12 protein-coding genes are annotated in these 18301 nt (G+C 31.8%); 9 read left to right on the forward strand and 3 right to left on the reverse strand.

Annotation, left to right across the window (positions count from 1 at the left end; all coding sequences use genetic code 11):
* The first annotated feature begins 4 nt into the window (after positions 1 to 4).
* Together GBH57_RS13435 and GBH57_RS13440 are read left to right on the forward strand one after the other, a co-directional pair.
* Complete coding sequence (locus GBH57_RS13435; protein ID WP_151675014.1) at positions 5 to 286, forward strand: DUF2752 domain-containing protein; 282 nt, start codon at positions 5 to 7, stop codon at positions 284 to 286.
* A gap of 53 nt (positions 287 to 339) precedes the next feature.
* The gene (locus tag GBH57_RS13440; RefSeq protein ID WP_151675015.1) at positions 340 to 669 is read left to right on the forward strand and encodes a CCC motif membrane protein; all 330 of its coding nucleotides are present in this window, start codon (positions 340 to 342) and stop codon (positions 667 to 669) included.
* Between the two features lie 57 nt (positions 670 to 726).
* Here the strand turns inward: GBH57_RS13440 and rocD are convergent, their stop codons facing one another.
* Entirely contained in the window at positions 727 to 2007 is a 1281-nt protein-coding gene (gene rocD / locus GBH57_RS13445) for an ornithine--oxo-acid transaminase (protein ID WP_151675016.1), read from the reverse strand.
* Positions 2008 to 2222: 215 nt separating this feature from the next.
* Here rocD and GBH57_RS13450 point away from each other — a divergent pair, with 215 nt between their 5' ends.
* The 4 genes from GBH57_RS13450 (at position 2223) to GBH57_RS13465 (ending at position 6090) form a co-directional block, all read left to right on the forward strand.
* A complete protein-coding gene (locus tag GBH57_RS13450) occupies positions 2223 to 3401 on the forward strand; it encodes a mechanosensitive ion channel (RefSeq protein WP_151675017.1) in 1179 nt (392 codons plus the stop codon).
* A 71-nt stretch (positions 3402 to 3472) separates the two neighbouring features.
* Positions 3473 to 4891: a 23S rRNA (uracil(1939)-C(5))-methyltransferase RlmD gene (rlmD, locus tag GBH57_RS13455; protein ID WP_151675018.1), complete on the forward strand. Its 1419-nt coding sequence runs from the start codon at positions 3473 to 3475 to the stop codon at positions 4889 to 4891.
* A gap of 25 nt (positions 4892 to 4916) precedes the next feature.
* On the forward strand, positions 4917 to 5414 hold the full coding sequence (locus GBH57_RS13460; protein WP_151675019.1) for a DUF6452 family protein: 498 nt from the start codon (positions 4917 to 4919) through the stop codon (positions 5412 to 5414).
* Positions 5380 to 6090 carry a DUF6048 family protein gene (locus GBH57_RS13465; protein WP_151675020.1) on the forward strand — a complete coding sequence of 237 codons (711 nt, stop codon included), beginning with the start codon at positions 5380 to 5382 and terminating at the stop codon, positions 6088 to 6090. The genes GBH57_RS13460 and GBH57_RS13465 overlap by 35 nt, the downstream gene beginning before the upstream one ends.
* 80 nt (positions 6091 to 6170) lie before the next feature.
* On the opposite strand, the gene GBH57_RS13470 is transcribed toward GBH57_RS13465, so the two are convergent.
* The gene (locus tag GBH57_RS13470; protein WP_151675021.1) at positions 6171 to 7328 is read right to left on the reverse strand and encodes a THUMP domain-containing class I SAM-dependent RNA methyltransferase; all 1158 of its coding nucleotides are present in this window, start codon (positions 7326 to 7328) and stop codon (positions 6171 to 6173) included.
* A gap of 57 nt (positions 7329 to 7385) precedes the next feature.
* Here GBH57_RS13470 and GBH57_RS13475 point away from each other — a divergent pair, with 57 nt between their 5' ends.
* Both GBH57_RS13475 and GBH57_RS13480 read left to right on the forward strand, forming a co-directional pair.
* Complete coding sequence (locus GBH57_RS13475) at positions 7386 to 8120, forward strand: class I SAM-dependent methyltransferase (RefSeq protein WP_151675022.1); 735 nt, start codon at positions 7386 to 7388, stop codon at positions 8118 to 8120.
* Complete coding sequence (locus GBH57_RS13480) at positions 8117 to 8785, forward strand: ZIP family metal transporter (protein ID WP_151675023.1); 669 nt, start codon at positions 8117 to 8119, stop codon at positions 8783 to 8785. Before GBH57_RS13475 ends, GBH57_RS13480 begins: the two co-directional genes overlap by 4 nt.
* Positions 8786 to 9029: 244 nt before the next feature.
* Here GBH57_RS13480 and GBH57_RS13485 read toward each other — a convergent pair whose 3' ends face one another.
* Positions 9030 to 14411 (reverse strand): T9SS type A sorting domain-containing protein, encoded by a 5382-nt coding sequence (locus GBH57_RS13485; protein WP_151675024.1) that lies wholly within the window; start codon positions 14409 to 14411, stop codon positions 9030 to 9032.
* Positions 14412 to 14706: 295 nt separating this feature from the next.
* Here GBH57_RS13485 and GBH57_RS13490 point away from each other — a divergent pair, with 295 nt between their 5' ends.
* The gene (locus GBH57_RS13490; protein ID WP_151675025.1) at positions 14707 to 18051 is read left to right on the forward strand and encodes a VCBS repeat-containing protein; all 3345 of its coding nucleotides are present in this window, start codon (positions 14707 to 14709) and stop codon (positions 18049 to 18051) included.
* The last annotated feature ends 250 nt before the right edge of the window (positions 18052 to 18301 follow it).

Genomic DNA, 18301 nt, shown 5'->3' on the forward strand with positions numbered 1-18301 from the left:
AGGTATGGAAGATTATATGTTACCGTGCCTTAATAAACAACTTTTTGGATTGGATTGTTTAGGCTGTGGCTTTCAAAGAGCCACAGCCTTTCTTTTTACCGGAGAGTTTACACAAGCTTTTAAAATGTATCCAGCCGTATTTACGCTCTGGATATTTTTCATTTTTATAGGTTTGAGTATGTTTATTGAGATTAAGAATGCTCGTAAAATTAAGCTAATATTAGCGATCATTAATGGCGTTATTATACTTGTAGGTTATTTCTACAAAATGAGCTATCTATTTTAAGTTCCGAAATATTATATTATTTTTAAAAATTAACCACATTAAACCTATTAACGATGGACCAACAAACCTTACCAAATTCGCAAGCAGTACTAATACTAGGAATATTATCTATACCACTTTGCTGCTGTTATGGCGTTGTTGGTTTAGCACTAGGAGTTGTAGCACTTATATTAGCTAAAAAAGCACAAGCAGAATACGATACAAATCCTGAAGGATATTCAGGAATTAAAAATGTAACTACAGGAAAAACACTAGCTATTATTGGTATTGTATTAAGTGTACTTTTCTTACTATTTGTAATCTACGTTAACTTCTTCGTTCCTGAAGAACAAGTTTTAGAATGGCAACGACATTTAGAAGAAATGCAAAAAGCAAATGCATAAAACAAAAAAACCGCGACAATTACTTGTCGCGGTTTTTTTTGTTAGAAAAAGAAAATCTTAAATTTCAAATTCCTTTAAAGTTTCAGTAATAATAGAAACACATTCTAGTAATTGCTTTTCAGTCATTACTAGAGGTGGTGCAAAACGAATAATATTACCGTGTGTAGGCTTTGCCAATAAACCATTATCTCTTAAACTAAGACAGATGTTCCAAGCTGTATCACCTTCCTCGTCATCATTAATTACAATTGCATTAAGCAATCCTTTACCACGCACTAATTTACAAATAGTACTAGTTTCAATATATTTATTTAATTCAGCTCTAAACAACTCTCCTAATACGAAAGCGTTTTCTGCTAATTTTTCGTCTTTAACAACCTCTAAAGCGGCCATTGCAACAGCTGCAGAAATTGGGTTACCACCAAATGTTGATCCGTGAGTTCCAGGCTGTATTACACTCATTACATCATCATTAGCTAATACCGCAGAAACTGGGTAAGCTCCACCACTTAATGCTTTACCTAATATCAATACATCAGGTTTTACATCTGGAGTTCCACTACAATCTTTATTAGGACAAGAACAATTACCGCAAGTAGCTAATAATCTACCAGTACGTGCTATTCCTGTTTGTACTTCATCTGCAATAAACAATACGTTATGTTTTTCGCATAATGCTTTTGCTTTTATCAGGTAATCATCTGAAGGTACATAAACTCCTGCTTCCCCTTGAATAGGCTCAGCCATAAATCCAGCAATATTTTTATTACTTTCTAATAACTTTTCAAGAGCTTCATAATCATCGTAAGCAACTTTAATAAATCCATTTGTATAAGGACCAAAATTATCACGAGCAACAGGATCGTTAGAAAAAGAAATAATAGTTGTTGTTCTTCCATGGAAGTTATTTTCACAAACGATTATTTCAGCTTCATTTTCTGCAATACCTTTTTTCTCGTAAGCCCATTTTCTACATAGTTTTAAAGCAGTTTCAACCGCTTCAGCACCAGTATTCATTGGTAGTATTTTATCAAACTTAAAGTAGTTAGCAGCATACTCTTCATATTTCCCTAATATATCATTATAGAAAGCACGAGAAGTCAATGTAAGTGTTTCAGCTTGTTTTGTCATTGCTCCTACAATTTTAGGATGACAATGCCCTTGATTTACTGCTGAGTATGCTGATAGAAAATCGTAATATTGTTTTCCTTCAACATCCCATACATGAACACCTTCTCCCCTGTTTAGTACCACGGGAAGTGGGTGATAATTATGGGCTCCATACTTGTTCTCTAAATCTATCGCTTGTTGCGATGATACTTTATCTATAACAGACATATTCTAATATTTTAAACTCTTACTTTTTTTGATTCCTTCTTAAGGAGAGAAATCACCCTATTTTACCTTATTCACAAAACTAAAATAAAAACTCTTATAGTTAAGCTAATAAAAATCTTTTTTATCGAAAACACACCCATCTACGTGCTACATAAGTCCTTTACTAGTTTAGTATTAAGTAAATTAAGGCTTAACCAATAATTTAAACAAAACAAATGGACACAATTACTAACTTATGGAACAATCTAGAAAACTCGCTTGGGGTATTCATCCCAACAATTATAGCAGTAATTTTAATACTAATTATAGGGCTTTTTATCGCAAAGATTATCAAGAAGATTGTTAAAAATGTCATTAAAAAAACTGGCGTTGATGACAAGTTGAAAAGTAACGTAAAACTGTCTGATTTTGTATCTAAATTAGTTTATCTACTTGTTTTAATATTTGTGTTCATCCTAGCATTAAACAAGTTAGGGATGACGGAGGTTTTAGACCCATTAAAAAATATGTTAAATGGATTCCTATCATTTATACCTAATATCATAGGAGCTGGTCTTGTTGGGTACGTAGGCTATATGCTAGCAAAGATTATTTCTGAACTTGTAGGGATGTCTGGAGATACTATTCAAAATATGGCGCCAAAATTAAAATTGCCAGAAAACATAAATCTAGTAAAAATTATAACGAAGGTGGTATTTATCATCATTTTTGTTCCTATTTTAATTGCAGCTCTAAACATATTAAATATGGATGCAATTTCAGTACCTGCATCCTTAATGCTATCGCAGTTACTAAGCAGCATACCTAAAATTATTATGGCTATGTTAATCCTTATAATCTTTATAGTAGGAGCTCGTTTTGTATCTGACCTAGTTAAGGACTTATTAAACAGCATGAATTTAAATGAGTTTGCTAAGAAAATTGAATTAGATTCAATTATAGGAAATGCTAATATAGTTTCACTAATTGGTAAACTAGTATACTTCTTTATAGTATTATTTGGAATTATGACAGCAGTAGAAAAATTAGAATTTCAGAATTTAACTGAAATTTTAGAAACCGTTACATCATATGCTGGTAAGATAATATTTGGTCTTGTAATTTTAGCGATAGGAAATTGGATAGCGAGTATTGCTTATAAAAATTTCGCTAAAAATGAAGATAATAAATTTATTGGAGCAATTGTAAGAGTAGCAATTATAGCTATTTTCTTAGCAATTGGGCTTAGAACGATGGGTATTGCAGATGATATTATTAATCTAGCTTTTGGTATTACACTTGGTACTGTTGCAGTTACAATAGCATTGTCATTTGGTCTTGGAGGAAGAGAAGCTGCAGGGAAACAAATGCATAAAATTATTGATAAATTCAACTCAAAAACAGATAGTAAATAAATAGTAAAATCAATAACTCTAAAAAACGTCACTTATAAAGGTGACGTTTTTTTTTATGTTATTTTTGCGATATGGCTAGAAAAAAAACAAACAGAATAATTTTAGAAAACTTAGAAGTAATTGATGCTGGTGCAAAAGGGAAGGCTGTTGCCAAGTCCCCTGATGGACGTATAGTATTTATTAATAATGCTGTTCCGGGTGATGTTGTTACAGTACAAACAACTAAAAAAAGGAAAGCTTATTTTGAAGGTACTGCCATTGCAGTAACTAAATTTTCTGATAAACGCGTAGAACCAGTTTGTGAGCATTTTGGGACCTGCGGAGGTTGCAAATGGCAGCATATGGGTTATGAACATCAACTATTCTACAAGCAAAAGGAAGTTGAAAATAACCTTATGCGAATAGGCAAAGTTGAAATGCCAACCATCACTCCTATTCTAGGATCTGCTGAACAATATTTTTATCGTAATAAAATGGAGTTTTCATTTAGCGATAATAAATGGCTAACGTTAGAACAAATTAAAAGTGACGTAGTAATTGAGAATAAAAATGCACTAGGATTTCATATTCCTGGTATGTGGGATAAAATTTTAGATCTTAATAAATGTTATCTTCAAGCTGACCCCAGTAATGCTATTAGAGATTTTGTAAAAGCTAAAGCACAAGAACTAAATATTCCATTTTTCAACGCAAGAAGTCAGGAAGGTGTTATGCGCACCCTAATGATACGTACTTCTAGCACAGGAGACGTTATGGTGTTAATTCAGTTTTACAAAGAAGAAACTGAAACCAGAGAAGCATTATTAGAAGCCATAAAAAATGAATTCCCAACAATTACATCACTTTTATATGTAATAAACGGAAAAGGTAACGATACCATTTATGATCAAGAAGTATTAGTTTACGCTGGAGAAGATCATATTTTTGAGGAAATGGAAGGCTTACAGTTTAAGATAAATGCCAAATCCTTCTACCAAACAAACAGTGACCAAGCTTTTGAACTTTATAAAATAACAAGAGACTTTGCTGGCTTAACAGGCGAAGAACTTGTTTACGATTTATACACAGGTACAGGAACAATTGCATTATTTGTTGCTTCGAAAGCTAAAAAAGTTATTGGTGTTGAAGCTGTGCCAGATGCCATTGAAGCTGCAAAAGCGAATGCTGCTCATAATAACATTAATAATACGGAGTTCTATGTTGGTGATATGAAAAAAGTCTTTAATGACCAATTTATCTCACAACACGGAATGGCAGACGTTGTAATAACTGATCCACCACGAGATGGAATGCACGCTGATGTTGTTGCACAATTATTACAACTAGGCGCTAAAAAAATAGTGTACGTTAGCTGTAATAGCGCTACACAAGCTAGAGATTTAGCATTATTAGACGAAATGTACAAAGTAACTAAAGTACAACCTGTCGATATGTTCCCGCAAACGCACCACGTTGAAAATGTAGTTCTTTTAGAAAAAAGAGACGCTTAATTATAATGCCTTTAATATTTTGGCTATGCTAAAAAAAACATTAATTCTATTAACTATTATTGCTCTTTATGCAGGTTGTACAAGGGATGACATTTGTCCTGAAGGCACACCTACTACCCCACGACTAATAATTAAGTTTATGGATTTGAGTAACCCAGCAGAAGTCAAATTTGTTACAAATTTAAAAGTTGCATTAACAAGCAATGAGGATGACGAAATTTTTACTGTACGTACAGATACCATTTACGAAATACCGCTTAATCCTTCATTAACAAGTGTGCAATACACGTTTACAAAAGATTTTGAGGGGGAAGATGAAAACAGCGACAACATCCGTTTTAACTATGGTATTGGCGAAGATGTTTACATCAATAGAGCTTGCGCGTTTAAAACCACGTATACAGATTTAGGTGCAATGGTTAGAAACGAAGGTGCTGCAAATACTAACTGGATGCTCAATGTAGAAATAACTAATGATTTAATTGAAAATGAAGATATTACCCATATTACTGTTTTTCATTAGTATACTTTTTACTTCTGAAATTTTAATGGCCCAAGAGAGTGATGCTTCTAACAAAAAAGCTGACACCCTCCAAGCACCTATAAAATATGGCCTTAGAGTTGGTTTAGATGTAGCGAAACCAATTAGAACATTACTTGATGAAGATTATTCAGGTTTTGAATTAATTGCAGATTTTAATATTTCAAAACGACTTTATGTTGCTGCGGAATTAGGGAGCGAAGAGAAGGATTATTTTGAACCTAATTTAAATGCACGAACAAAAGGTAGTTACTTAAAAGTTGGTGGAGATTTTAATGCAAACCGAAACTGGATAGGTTTAAACAATATTATTAATATTGGGTTACGTTATGGTATTTCAGCTTTTGACCAAGAATTATTAGCGTATAATATTTACAGCACTGACCAAACTTTTAATCCAACTTTTAGAACAGATGCCCTTGAGTTTAATGGATTAACTGCTAGCTGGGTAGAACTAATAGTAGGTCTAAAAACCGAAGTACTTAAAAATCTTTATTTGAGTTTAAACTTTCAAATAAAACATATGGTGAGCGAAGAAACACCAGAGAATTTTGGTAATTTATTCATTCCAGGATTTGGAAAAACTAATGATTACAGCGAATTTGGTGCAGGATACAGCTACAGTATTTCGTACTTAATTCCACTATTTACAAAGTAAGAGCTTACTTTTATCACTACTATACAGTCGTATTTGTCAATAAAGAAACGTCTCTTCAAATACGACTGTTCAATTTTAGTTTAGTTCTTTTTGGCTTTTTTACTACCAGCGTACAATTCATACTTTACTAATCTACTTTCTAATTTACCATTAAACAGTTTTATCTTTTTTGAAGGTCGTAGCCCAACAAACTTAAGTGCTTCAAGGTTTGATGTTATCATCCAAGCTTGTGAATCTGGATAATTTCTTTTAAAAGTATTTCCAATATTTCCATAGAATTTTTCAACGTCGTCAACTGCAATACGTTCATCATAAGGAGGGTTTACTGCAATGAAAAGTGTTTTATCATTCTCCTTTTCAGTTTCGAAAAAATCTTTGTTTTCTAGAGTTATAAATTCGGTTAAACTAGCTGCTTCAATATTTTCTTTCGCTTTTTGAATTGCAATTCGATCAATATCAAAACCAGTAATTTTATAATTAAACTCTCTAATTTTCTTTAATGCAGCATTTTCAATTAGTTCGTAAAGATCAACATCAAAATCTGGCCAAGTTTCAAAACCGAATTCATCTTTATTTAAATTAGGTGGAATATTACAAGCAATCATTGCGGCTTCAATTAACAAGGTTCCACTACCGCACATTGGGTCAAGGAAATCACATTGTCCATTCCACCCAGCTTTCATTAGCATTCCTGCTGCAAGAACTTCATTTATTGGCGCCATTGTAGTAGCTACCTTATAGCCTCTTTTATGTAAAGATTGCCCAGAACTATCTAAAGAAACTGTACAAATATTTCTATCAATATGAATATTTATTCTTAATGTAGGGTGATCTAAATCTACATTAGGTCTAACCCCTTTTTGATCTCTAAAACGGTCAACAATTGCATCTTTAGTTTTTAATGAAATATATTGTGAATGAGTAAAGTAATCTGAAAAAACAGTTGCATCAACTGCAAGGCTACCTTCAGCATCCATATAATCTTCCCATTTAATTGCATAAATTTTAGCATACAAATCTTCCTCTTTAAAAACATTAAAAGAGGTTATGGGCTTCAATATTTTAATAGCGGTTCTACAAGATAAGTTTGCTTTATACATAAAACCTGTATCGCCTTCAAACGATACGTTACGAACTCCTAGCTCAACGGCAGAAGCTCCCAATTGTCTTAATTCCTGCGCTAATAATTCTTCAAGACCATATAAGGTCTTTGCTACCATTTTAAAATTTTTTGTCATAGGTATAGATTCAAAGTCCTGCAAAAATACAGTATTTTCGCACCGTAAGATTCGTTTATGAAGAAAGAAGATTCTAATTGGTATGCATCGTGGTTTAATAACCCTAATTATCACATATTATATAAAGATAGAGACTACGATGAGGCAAGTTCGTTTATGCGTAGCCTAACAACTTTTTTAAAGTTGCCCGAGAAGGCTAAAATTTTAGATTTAGCCTGTGGTAAAGGACGTCATTCAAAGCACTTAGCTACTTTAAAGTATAACGTTACAGGTGTAGATTTATCTCCTGAAAGTATCAAAGCAGCTAAAAAATTTGAGAGTTCAAATTTAAAATTTGAAGTTCATGATATGTGCGAACCTTTCCCAGATACGTTTGATGCTGTTTTTAATTTGTTTACAAGTTTTGGTTATTTTGAAACAGAAGAAGATAACCAAAGAACTATAAATGCTATTAAACAAGAGTTAAATAAAAATGGTTATGGAGTAATTGATTTTTTAAACGTTAATTACGTTGCAGAAAATCTTGTTCCAGTTGAAGAAAAAATAGTTGATGGAGTAACTTTTAATTTAACTAGAGAAATTAAAGACAACTATATTATTAAAAAAATTAAATTCAATGATACTAATGGTTTCAATGAGTTTGAAGAAAAGGTAAGAGCTTTAACCTTAGAAGATTTCAATACCTATTTTGAAAAAGCAGGGCTAAATTTGAAATATACTTTTGGTGATTATTCGCTAAATCCATTTAACATTAATACATCTAAAAGACTAATTCTTATTTTTACACTATGATTTATTTAGCACTTTTAATGTCGGTTCTGCTAGGCTTTGCTTCTGCAACTCTATTAAAACATAGACTTAAAAATAGTATGCCTCTATTACTAGCTTTTAGTGGAGCTTTTTTATTGGCTGTTACAGTTTTTGAAATGCTTCCAGAAGTATTTGAACATTATAATAAACGATTTGGTTTATTTATAATGCTCGGGCTTTTGTTACAAATATTCCTAGACTTTTTTAGTAAAGGTGCAGAGCACGGTCACGTGCATAGTCACGAAAAGCAAGTTAAATTTCCTTGGTTAATATTTTTAAGTTTATCAATTCACGCATTTTTAGAAGGTATTCCAGTTCAAGGACATAATGGGGTTTTTTATGGTATTTTAATACATAAAATACCAATTGCAATGATTCTAACTTTGTTTTTGATTGATGGTCAACTATCTAAATCAAAAATTGCTTTATTTCTAATTTCATTTGCTTTAATGACTCCTCTTGGAGCCTTTGCAGCAAATCAGTTTTCATTTTTCGACACTTACAAACCTGAAATAGATGCAGTAGTTATTGGTGTTTTTCTTCACGTATCAACAACTATTCTTTTTGAAAGTAGCAAGGATCACAAATTTAATTTAGCGAAGCTTTTAACCATACTTTTAGGAACTGCTTTAGCTTATTTCATTTAACTGACTTTTAAGTGTAGAATTCTAATTATAGATTCTGAAATTTTAAAGCACTTCAAATATTGCTTTTAAATTTAAATAATATATTAAACGATCACTTTATTTAAACTACAAAGAGTGTGTTGTATATATTATTAAGTTGCTATTCTACTTTAATAAAATATTTTCACATTTCAGTTTTTAAAAATAGTAGTATAAAAAAAGAGCGTTCATCTGAACGCTCTTTTTCATTTAATTGCTTAGTTAATTATTCTTTTACAAACTTCTTTGTAATTGAACCTTCAACCGTTTTTATTGTTACCAAATAAATAGCACTATCTAAATTAGATACGTCAAGATTTGAAACAGTATTTGCATTTATTAATTGATTAACTACAGCTCTTCCTCTTAGATCAGTAATTTCAATACTTAAAATTTCAGCATTAGGAGAAGCTACGTTTAGTACATCTTTAGCTGGATTTGGATAAACCGCAACAGCTGATAATGAAATTTCATTTGTATTTAAAATTGAATTCTCAAATAATACTGTAAAACGACTATTGTACACATCTGCTGAACTAGTAAAGGTATAATCACCTTCACTTAAATTAGTGGTGGTACCTAAAAGATTATCTATTAAATAAACGGTAGCTGAACTAATTTCATTTCCTTCAAAGTTTGAAATTGAAATCGTATAGGTCAATTCATCATCAAAATATGTTGAGAAGCCCATTGGGATTGTCATACTAGAATCAAAAGCCTCTCTTGATTGAATACTCAAGTTTTGAGTTCCATCTTGTAGGTGTGTATATAAAGAAACTGCAGTTCCTATTTTTTCAGTATCGAAACCAACATCGAAACCTTCAGTTGCTGCATTTGTAAAACCAATTAGTATCATACTACTTAAGTTATTTGATTCCTCACGAACATTTAACCATAAACGGTTGGCATCCTCAATAGGAGAGCGTAACGTAGAGTTTCCAGAAGTTAATCTCATAGAATTTTTAAATATAATATCTCCTCCCGCATTGGCTTTTATACCAAAACCTTGTGCTGTAGAAATAATATTAGTTGGAACCGTTCCACCAGTAGCTGCAGTTCCACCCATACTATTTAAAGTTGATATGTCTTCCATATTAAAGTTTTGTTCTCCATAAGGTCCTGCCATTGTTCCAGGTGCAGTTAAATGATCCCAGAAATAAATTTCACTAATTATACCGCTATTAGCATCTAAAAAGGCCGTTGCGTCTATTGCAGATGGATATGGATTAGATAAAAAGTTGGCACTGTCATCTTTATTTCCATTATAACCTGCTGTGTACGTTATGTTTCCACTATTTAAAGTTCCTTCTTCAAATGTATAATCATAAGTGTCACTTTGAGTATATGAAGGTCTTACAATATAACCTGCAGCTTGTTCCATTGTACCAATTAATGGAGATAAATCGTTTCCATCATCATCATAGAAGTTAACCCCTGCTATTGGAGCATCATCAAACATAGTATATAAACTCGTATTATGAGTAAGAACTTGATAAGCGCCGTCAAAAGTAGTACCTGTTGATGCATCCATTGGACTTCCTAAAAGCATAAATTCACGTTCATTTAACAAAGGTGTAGTGATGTTTACATTAATAGTTCCGTTATTTAATGTTTCAGCTGTAGCATCAATTTGTACAACGCTACCTTGATGGTTTACATTTAAAGTTCCATTCACTGTAATATCACCTGATGTTTGAATATAACCATCTGCACTAACATTTAAAGTTCTACCAGGATTAATTATTATTGAACAAACATCTAAGCTATTTGCTGAAGTAGCCGTATAAGTGCCATTGATAATAGCAACATCATTTGTAGTTGGTACATTAGGTGACCAAGCTGTTCCGTTCCAAGTAACTGTATCTCCACTGCAATCTGGTGAATAAGCACAAATATTGAAACTTCCAGAATTATTATTATCGTATTCATGTATTTCTACAAAATACGTATCACCAGGAGTTAAATCCTGATAAGCGATACCTGAGTATACTATACCTGAAACAAAATCATCATTACAAGCTAACTGTGTAGTTCCATCAGTGTCATAAAGAACCATAACTGTATCCAAAGTTCCTGATGTACCTTCACTTGACTCAACAACTATATTACCATTAGCTGGTGCAACAAATTTATACCAAACATCATTTTCTAAACCATCTGTACTACCACAATCAGCAGATGCAGATTCAGGTGAATTAGTTGCAAATACTAATGATCCGGAGATATTTGTACAAGTAGTTCCTACTATTAACTCAGTTGCATCATCAAATTCATCGTTTTCAGGAGCAATTGACTCTCTTACACATAAATCAAAATCTACATAATTTGTAATTGTAGTATTTGTTGATCTAACATTAACTAAATATTCAACTCCTTGTGTTAATGATTCTAAAATAGTTGTTGTTGAACAACTAGCCCCTACTTGAGTTAAAGTCCCGCAAGATCCAGTATATAATGTTACATAAGTACTATTAAAACCTACTTCATCTGTTTCTGTAACAGCAAACAAATAATTTGCTGTTGATGGAGCTGTAAATGTATACCAAACATCTTTTCCAGTAGTTGAACATCCATCTGGTGCAGTAGTTGAAGCATACGCAGTAGTTCCACTTACTTTATTAGCACAAGTATCATCAAGAGATAATGATAATGGATTAGCATTAAAACAACTATCATTTTCTGGTGAAGTTAACTGAACTACGCATAAATCAAATTCCACATAATTTGTAACTGTGGTACTTGTAGATCTTACATTAATTAAATAAGTAATTCCTTGAGTTAATTCACCGTTATAGCTAGTGCTAAAACAACTTGCACCTTGCTGCGTTAAAGTTCCACAATCACCTGTATAAACCGAAACGTAAGTACTATTAAAACCAATATCTAATGTTTCGGTAATCGAAATACTATGCAATGAAGTTACTAAAGGGGTGTATGAGTACCAAACATCTTTTCCTGTTGTAGAACATCCATCTGGTGCAGTAATAGTTGCCGCATTTGTGGTACCACTTAATTGATTAGCACAATCAAAATCGGTTGAAGCTGTAATTGAAATAGGATTACTACAAGAATCATTTACTGGTGGTGTAGCAAACGTAGTAAATGATGCAGGTCCTGTATATTCAATTTCACAATCTGATTTTATAAAGAAATCGTAATCATTTTCAGCCGTTAATCCTGAAATAGCCGCAGTTAAATCTGAAGTACTACCAGAAACAACTGCTGTTCCTGTTGCGCCATCACCTGAAGCAACTACAATCCAATCATAGTTTGCAGTAACAATACCAGCGCTCCAAGATCCTTCAGCTGTTGTGTCAGTTATTAATGATATCGATGGATTACTAGGTGATGCACAAGCTGGTGGAGATGTAACAATAAATTTATAATCCTCCGCTTCACCTCTTCCACTTCCAAAAGAACAAGGAGATGGATTTTGACTATTATAATCAATCAAAATACGCATTCTATAATCTCCAACAGGCGTTTCTGAAGGTACAGAGATATCACCTGAAGGATTTGAAGTATAACCTCCAAAATTATAAACTCTTTCAGATGTTTCAAATTGTAAGTCGTTATTCCAGTCAATCCATATTGCTGCACCAACAGTATTTCCAACGGTAGTAGATGTAAAACTAATACTTCCAGTTTCGTAAGATGTCACTGACATAGTATCATAATTATCTTGATAACCATCAGTTCCATATCCCGTAGAAGCATTACTTATATTAGTTGCTGTACCACCTGTAGTTGAAAAACTATCAATATATGAATTTGAATTATTACCAGAAACTTGGCAGTGTCCAGTATAAAAATCAACAGGACCAGCATAAGCACTAGGTATCATACCACATACAGCTCTAATATACACCTCATACGAAGTATTTGCCATTAAAGTTGATATATCTACCGTTGGCATTCCAGATACCGGTGTCCCCATCGTTGTTGGTAAACCAGTATCAACTGGCTGCACTACATATTCCCAAGTCGTTTCTGTATCTCCTGGTGTCCAAGAAACTGTAGCTCCAGCAGTAGTAACATTACTTACTAATAATACTGTTGGTTCTAAACAAGCTGGTGGAGCTTCTACTGACCATTGCATTGTAAAATCTCCATATAAGTTTGTATAATAATTTTCAATAATTATATAAACCGTTTGGTCTGCACCAGTATCATTTGTCCATTCAGTTACATCAAATTCTCCCCCATCAGTACAAATAAGCTCTGTATCTCCAGGACAAGTACCTCCATAAGCGACTCTATGAACTGAATCAAAAGTGTTACTAACTTGATTAATGCTAAACTCATAAGTATCAGGTACCAAAATTTTATAAAATAAATCTCTTCCTTGAGGTCTTAAACAACTTGTTTCATCAGTATTACTCACCCCCATAGTTATTGAAGCTGACAAAGGACTAGTTTCTAAAGCTAAATCAATTGCGCCTTCGCAATTATCATTATCAGGTGTTTCAATTTGTTCAATACATAAATCGAATTCTACATAATTAGCTGCAGTTGAAGAGGAAGAACGTATGTTTACCAAATATGTAGTACCCTGCATAAATGTATCAGAATAACTACTCGTATTAAAACAACTAGTTGGCCCTACTTGAGTTAACGAACCACAAACTCCAGTATAAAGAGTTAAATATGTTGTGTTAGAACCTATATCTAAAGTTTCAGATACACTAAAATTATAAATACCTGTTTCAGAAGGAGCGAATTCATACCATACATCCTTACCTGTAGTTGAACATCCATTAACGGCATTAGTAGCTGCTGCATATGTAGTACCACTAACTTTGTTTGCACAAGTATCATTTAAAGAAGCCATAATCATCATTGGACTAACACAAGAATCATTACTAGGAGGGATTCTGTACGTAAAATCTAAACTCTGGTAATTACCTAAAGCACCAGCACAATCTGAAGTTACGTATAAGGTATAATCGGAACCATCTGTTAAAATTCCTGATGTAACATTTGCATCTGAAGTTGTAGAAGTTGAATTTACTAAAGCTCCAGAAGCTCCTTGTAAAGCACCATCAGGTTGTATCTCATAACTATAACTAGTAGCCCCTATAGCATCATCCCAATCTATTGCAACTGTGGCATCTGAACCAATATCTATACTTAAATTAGCTACATCAGGACAAGCAGGAGGAGCCGTAAATACTAAAGACCAATCAAAAGGACCTAGATCATATCTATCATCCCATTCTATAAAATATTCAGTACCTGCTGTTACAGCAAATTCTGAAACTTCCGAAGCCCAGTTACTTCCATTTCCTAAATCACAAACATCACCCGATGATGCTACTGAAGTTAATGCTGTACAAGTACCACTATGAATTTCAAGCTCAGTATCAGAACCTCCACCACAAGAACTTACAGTTATTGTTCCATCTAAAGAGGGTGTATATGAAAACCAAGATGCATCTCTTCCAGAAGTACTTGCTCCTCCAGTTCCATTATTAATAATAGTACCAGTAAAATTCCCAGGAACTATGACTAATGAAGAAGCACAATTATCACCACCATTCTGTGCCTGAAGAAATGACGTGAATAAAATTAAACACATAGTCGTTAATAAATAAGTAATTTGTTTCATAAAAAGAGGTTTGGGTTAATTCGAATCTGACTTAAATCTGTTAAATTATGTAATTAATTTAACAGATCATCAAATTGCAAAATAAAAAAAGTAATAAGTTATAAGTTATAATTCAACACTAAATCGTTCAATTACAAATAACTAAGCCTAAAGTGAATTATATCTGAAAAAATACATGATCAATAACTATATTAGCAATTCATAATAGAGTCTATAACTTATTTAATATATTTCTAAATTATATATCCCTAAAAGCAAAATCAACTATCAATATCACATAAAATGAATATCTAAAATGAATTCTATTAAATATTTAAAAAAAATTAACAATATCGTTATTTCGTTAACATTAATTACAAGCATAATATCTTGTAAAAATGAACTAGAAAATCACCCTACAACAGATACAACTATAGATAATGAAAATACAATAATAACGACACCATTATTCACTCAAGTAAGTGAAATTGATTCAGGGGTTTCTTTTATAAACTATAATAAAGAGAATAATGACTATAATTATTATTCATATGAATACTTCTATAATGGTGGTGGAGTCGCAACAGCAGATTTCAACAACGATGGGCTCTTAGATATCGTTTTTACAGCTAATATGGCACTTAATAAAATATACATAAATAGAGGTAACTTTAAATTTGAAGATATTACAAGCACAGCTGGAATAAACTCTAGCGCTAAAGATTGGTGTACAGGTGTTAATGTTATTGATATCAATAATGATGGATATCAAGATATTTTTATTTCTAGGGCTGGATGGTTTGAAAATGAAGAAGCTAATAAACTCAGGAATCTTCTGTTTATTAATAATGGAGATTTAACATTTACAGAAAAAGGGGAAGATTATGGTTTTAAAGATAATTCAAGATCAACTCAAGCTTGTTTTTTTGATAAAGATAATGATGGTGATTTAGATGTTTACATTATTAACCATCCTAAAAAGTTTACTACTGTTAGAAAATCATCAGATGGATCAATGTCTTTTATAGATGAAAATGCTACCTATAGTGACAGTGATAAATTGTACGAAAATAATAACGGAAAATTTACAGACATAACTAAATCATTAAATCTTCAAAATGTATCTCACAGCTTAGGAATTAGAGCAGCAGATCTTAATAATGATGGTTGGCAAGATTTATATATAGCAAATGATTATTCAAAACCAGATGATATATTAATTAACCAAAAAAATGGAACATTTAAAAACGAAAGAAATTCAGTTGTAAAACATATGTCTAAATTTAGTATGGGTGTAGATATTGCAGATATTAATAATGATGGATTAGTAGATATTTTTAATTCTGAAATGTTAGGTAAAGACAACTATTCTAAAAAAGTCAATATGGCCTCTATGAATCCTGAATTATATGAAGGATTCATAAAAGCTAATTTTCATTATCAAGATATGCATAACAGTTTACAACTAAACAATGGAAACGGAACATTTAGTGAAATTTCTTGGATGGCAAACGTCGCAGAAACAGATTGGTCGTGGAGTCCCCTATTTGCTGATTTTGATAACGATGGTCTAAAAGATTTATTTGTTTCTAACGGCTATAAAAGAGATGTACTAAATAAAGATTTTATGAGAAAATCAGGAAAAGAAGTCTTGAAAAATCCTAAAATTTTTGATTTAGTCCAAAACAATATTCCTGTCTCAAAATCATATAATTATATATTTAAGAATAATGGAGACCTTACCTATAACGATAATTCAAAAAAATGGGGACTAAAAGATGTAGCTTTAAATACTAATGGTGCAGCGTACGCTGATTTAGATAATGACGGAGATTTGGATTTAGTATTAAATAATATAGAAGAAAGAGCCATAATCTATAAAAATAATAATATTGATAATAATAATTTTCTAACCTTAGATTTAATAGACAATAGTAAAATACCGTACGGTGTCAAAGTATCAATATTAGATCATGGAAAACAGCAGTTTTGGGAGTTAGGTAATACTAGTGGATTCCAATCTCATTCTGACACAAGAATACACTTTGGGTTAGGCAAATCAACAAAAGTTGATTCAATAGTAATTAACTGGCCTACTAAAGGTAAAAGACTGTATACATCTCTCAAAATTAACAATATCAATAAAGTGAAATTTAGTGATGGAATTGTATATACACAACAAGACAAAAAGATTTCACCACTACTAACTAATGTAACAAATCAAATAAGCATTTCAGATAAACATAAAGAATTAGAGTATGACGATTATAAAAAAGAAATATTACTTCCTCAAAAAATGTCTCAAGAAGGACCTTTTATTGATGTAGCTGACATAAATGGTGATGGATTAGAAGATTTTTATCAAGGTAATGGGAGTGGATTTGCAGGAGTACTATATATTCAGAAACCAAATGGAAAGTTTTACAAATCGCGGCAAAATGATTTTGAAAAAGATAAAATGAGTGAAGATATAGGTGTGTTATTTTTTGATTATGATAATGATGGAGATAAAGATTTATATGTCGTTAGTGGTAGTAATGAATATGAAATTAATAGTCCTCAACAATTAGATAGATTATATAATAATGATGGGCTTGGTAATTTCTCTAAAACAATTAACGTGATTCCTAATATTTATGCCAGCGGCAGTTGTGTAAAAACAGCTGATATAGATAATGATGGAGATCTAGATTTATTTATTGGTGGTTTTCAAGTCCCACATAAATACCCTCAACCTGGAGAGAGCCAACTATTAATAAATAATGAGGGAGTTTTTACAAATGAAATTATAAGTAGAGCTGATGGTTTAAACAATATTGGTATGGTAAAAGACGCAATATTTACTGATATTAATAATGACAAACAGATAGACTTAATAGTCGTTGGCCATTGGATGCCAATTGAAATTTACATTAATGTAAATGGGGTGTTTAAAAATAATAGTGAGGAATATAATACTAAAGAAAATGTAGGCTGGTGGAATACTATAACTACAGCAGATTTAAATAATGATGGAACATTAGAACTTATAGCTGGAAATTTAGGTACAAATAGTAAACATAAAGCTACAAAAGAACAACCATTCGTAGTTATGGCTAAGGATTTTGATGGAAATGGAACTAATGATATTGCATTAGGTTATTATAATAATAACCAATTATATCCAGTAAGAGGATTACAATGTTCATCAGAACAATTGCCAGGCTTGAAAGAAAATATTCATTCCTATGCAGAATTTGGAAGTTTAACATTTGATGATATTTACAAAAATTATGACACTAGTAATGCTACAACACTTAAAGCAACTTATTTTGAAAGTTCAGTCTTGTATAATATTAACGGTAAATTTAAGTTTGAGAAATTACCAAATCAAACACAGATGGCACCTACCAATGGTATATTAATTAATGATTTAGATTTAAATAAAACTTCGGAAATCTTAACAATAGGAAATTTTTATCCAGTTGAAATAGAAACAGGTAGATCTGATGCACATATAGGTAGTATATTAACGAATGAATTAAAACCTATACCTTTAATAAAAACTGGTTTTTTTAATGATGGTGATGCTAGAGATATTAAATCTATAACTATTAATGGTGTAAAACATATAATGATAAGTAATAATAGAGCTTCAATTGAATTTTTTAGAATAGAATAACTTAGCAAAGTATTAATTATCCTTTATAGATTAATTATAAGAGAGCTATCAATATTTGATAGCTCTTTTTCGTTGTGCTAATATTACGTAATAATAAACTTGTATTATAGTACTAAGTAGTCCTGATGTATTTGTATCGTTTTACTGTTCCTCATTTGTTGAGATAGAAACAGGTAGAGTAGGATTTCTTGAGTTTACTGCAAAAAAAAAGACTTGATTCAAATAAATGAATCAAGTCTTAAAGAAGGCG

This window comes from Patiriisocius marinus (assembly GCF_008974325.1).
Taxonomy (GTDB): domain Bacteria; phylum Bacteroidota; class Bacteroidia; order Flavobacteriales; family Flavobacteriaceae; genus Patiriisocius; species Patiriisocius marinus.

Excerpts from the sequence above, each read along its gene's own strand:
- GBH57_RS13435 (WP_151675014.1), top strand. The coding sequence starts at position 5 with ATGGAAGATTATATGTTACCGTGCCTTAATAAACAACTTTTTGGATTG.
- GBH57_RS13465 (WP_151675020.1), top strand. The coding sequence starts at position 5,380 with ATGAAGATATTACCCATATTACTGTTTTTCATTAGTATACTTTTTACT.
- GBH57_RS13485 (WP_151675024.1), bottom strand. The coding sequence starts at position 14,411 with ATGAAACAAATTACTTATTTATTAACGACTATGTGTTTAATTTTATTC.
- rocD (WP_151675016.1), bottom strand. The coding sequence starts at position 2,007 with ATGTCTGTTATAGATAAAGTATCATCGCAACAAGCGATAGATTTAGAG.
- GBH57_RS13440 (WP_151675015.1), top strand. The coding sequence starts at position 340 with ATGGACCAACAAACCTTACCAAATTCGCAAGCAGTACTAATACTAGGA.
- GBH57_RS13475 (WP_151675022.1), top strand. The coding sequence starts at position 7,386 with ATGAAGAAAGAAGATTCTAATTGGTATGCATCGTGGTTTAATAACCCT.
- GBH57_RS13470 (WP_151675021.1), bottom strand. The coding sequence starts at position 7,328 with ATGACAAAAAATTTTAAAATGGTAGCAAAGACCTTATATGGTCTTGAA.
- GBH57_RS13490 (WP_151675025.1), top strand. The coding sequence starts at position 14,707 with ATGAATTCTATTAAATATTTAAAAAAAATTAACAATATCGTTATTTCG.
- GBH57_RS13460 (WP_151675019.1), top strand. The coding sequence starts at position 4,917 with ATGCTAAAAAAAACATTAATTCTATTAACTATTATTGCTCTTTATGCA.
- GBH57_RS13480 (WP_151675023.1), top strand. The coding sequence starts at position 8,117 with ATGATTTATTTAGCACTTTTAATGTCGGTTCTGCTAGGCTTTGCTTCT.
- GBH57_RS13450 (WP_151675017.1), top strand. The coding sequence starts at position 2,223 with ATGGACACAATTACTAACTTATGGAACAATCTAGAAAACTCGCTTGGG.
- rlmD (WP_151675018.1), top strand. The coding sequence starts at position 3,473 with ATGGCTAGAAAAAAAACAAACAGAATAATTTTAGAAAACTTAGAAGTA.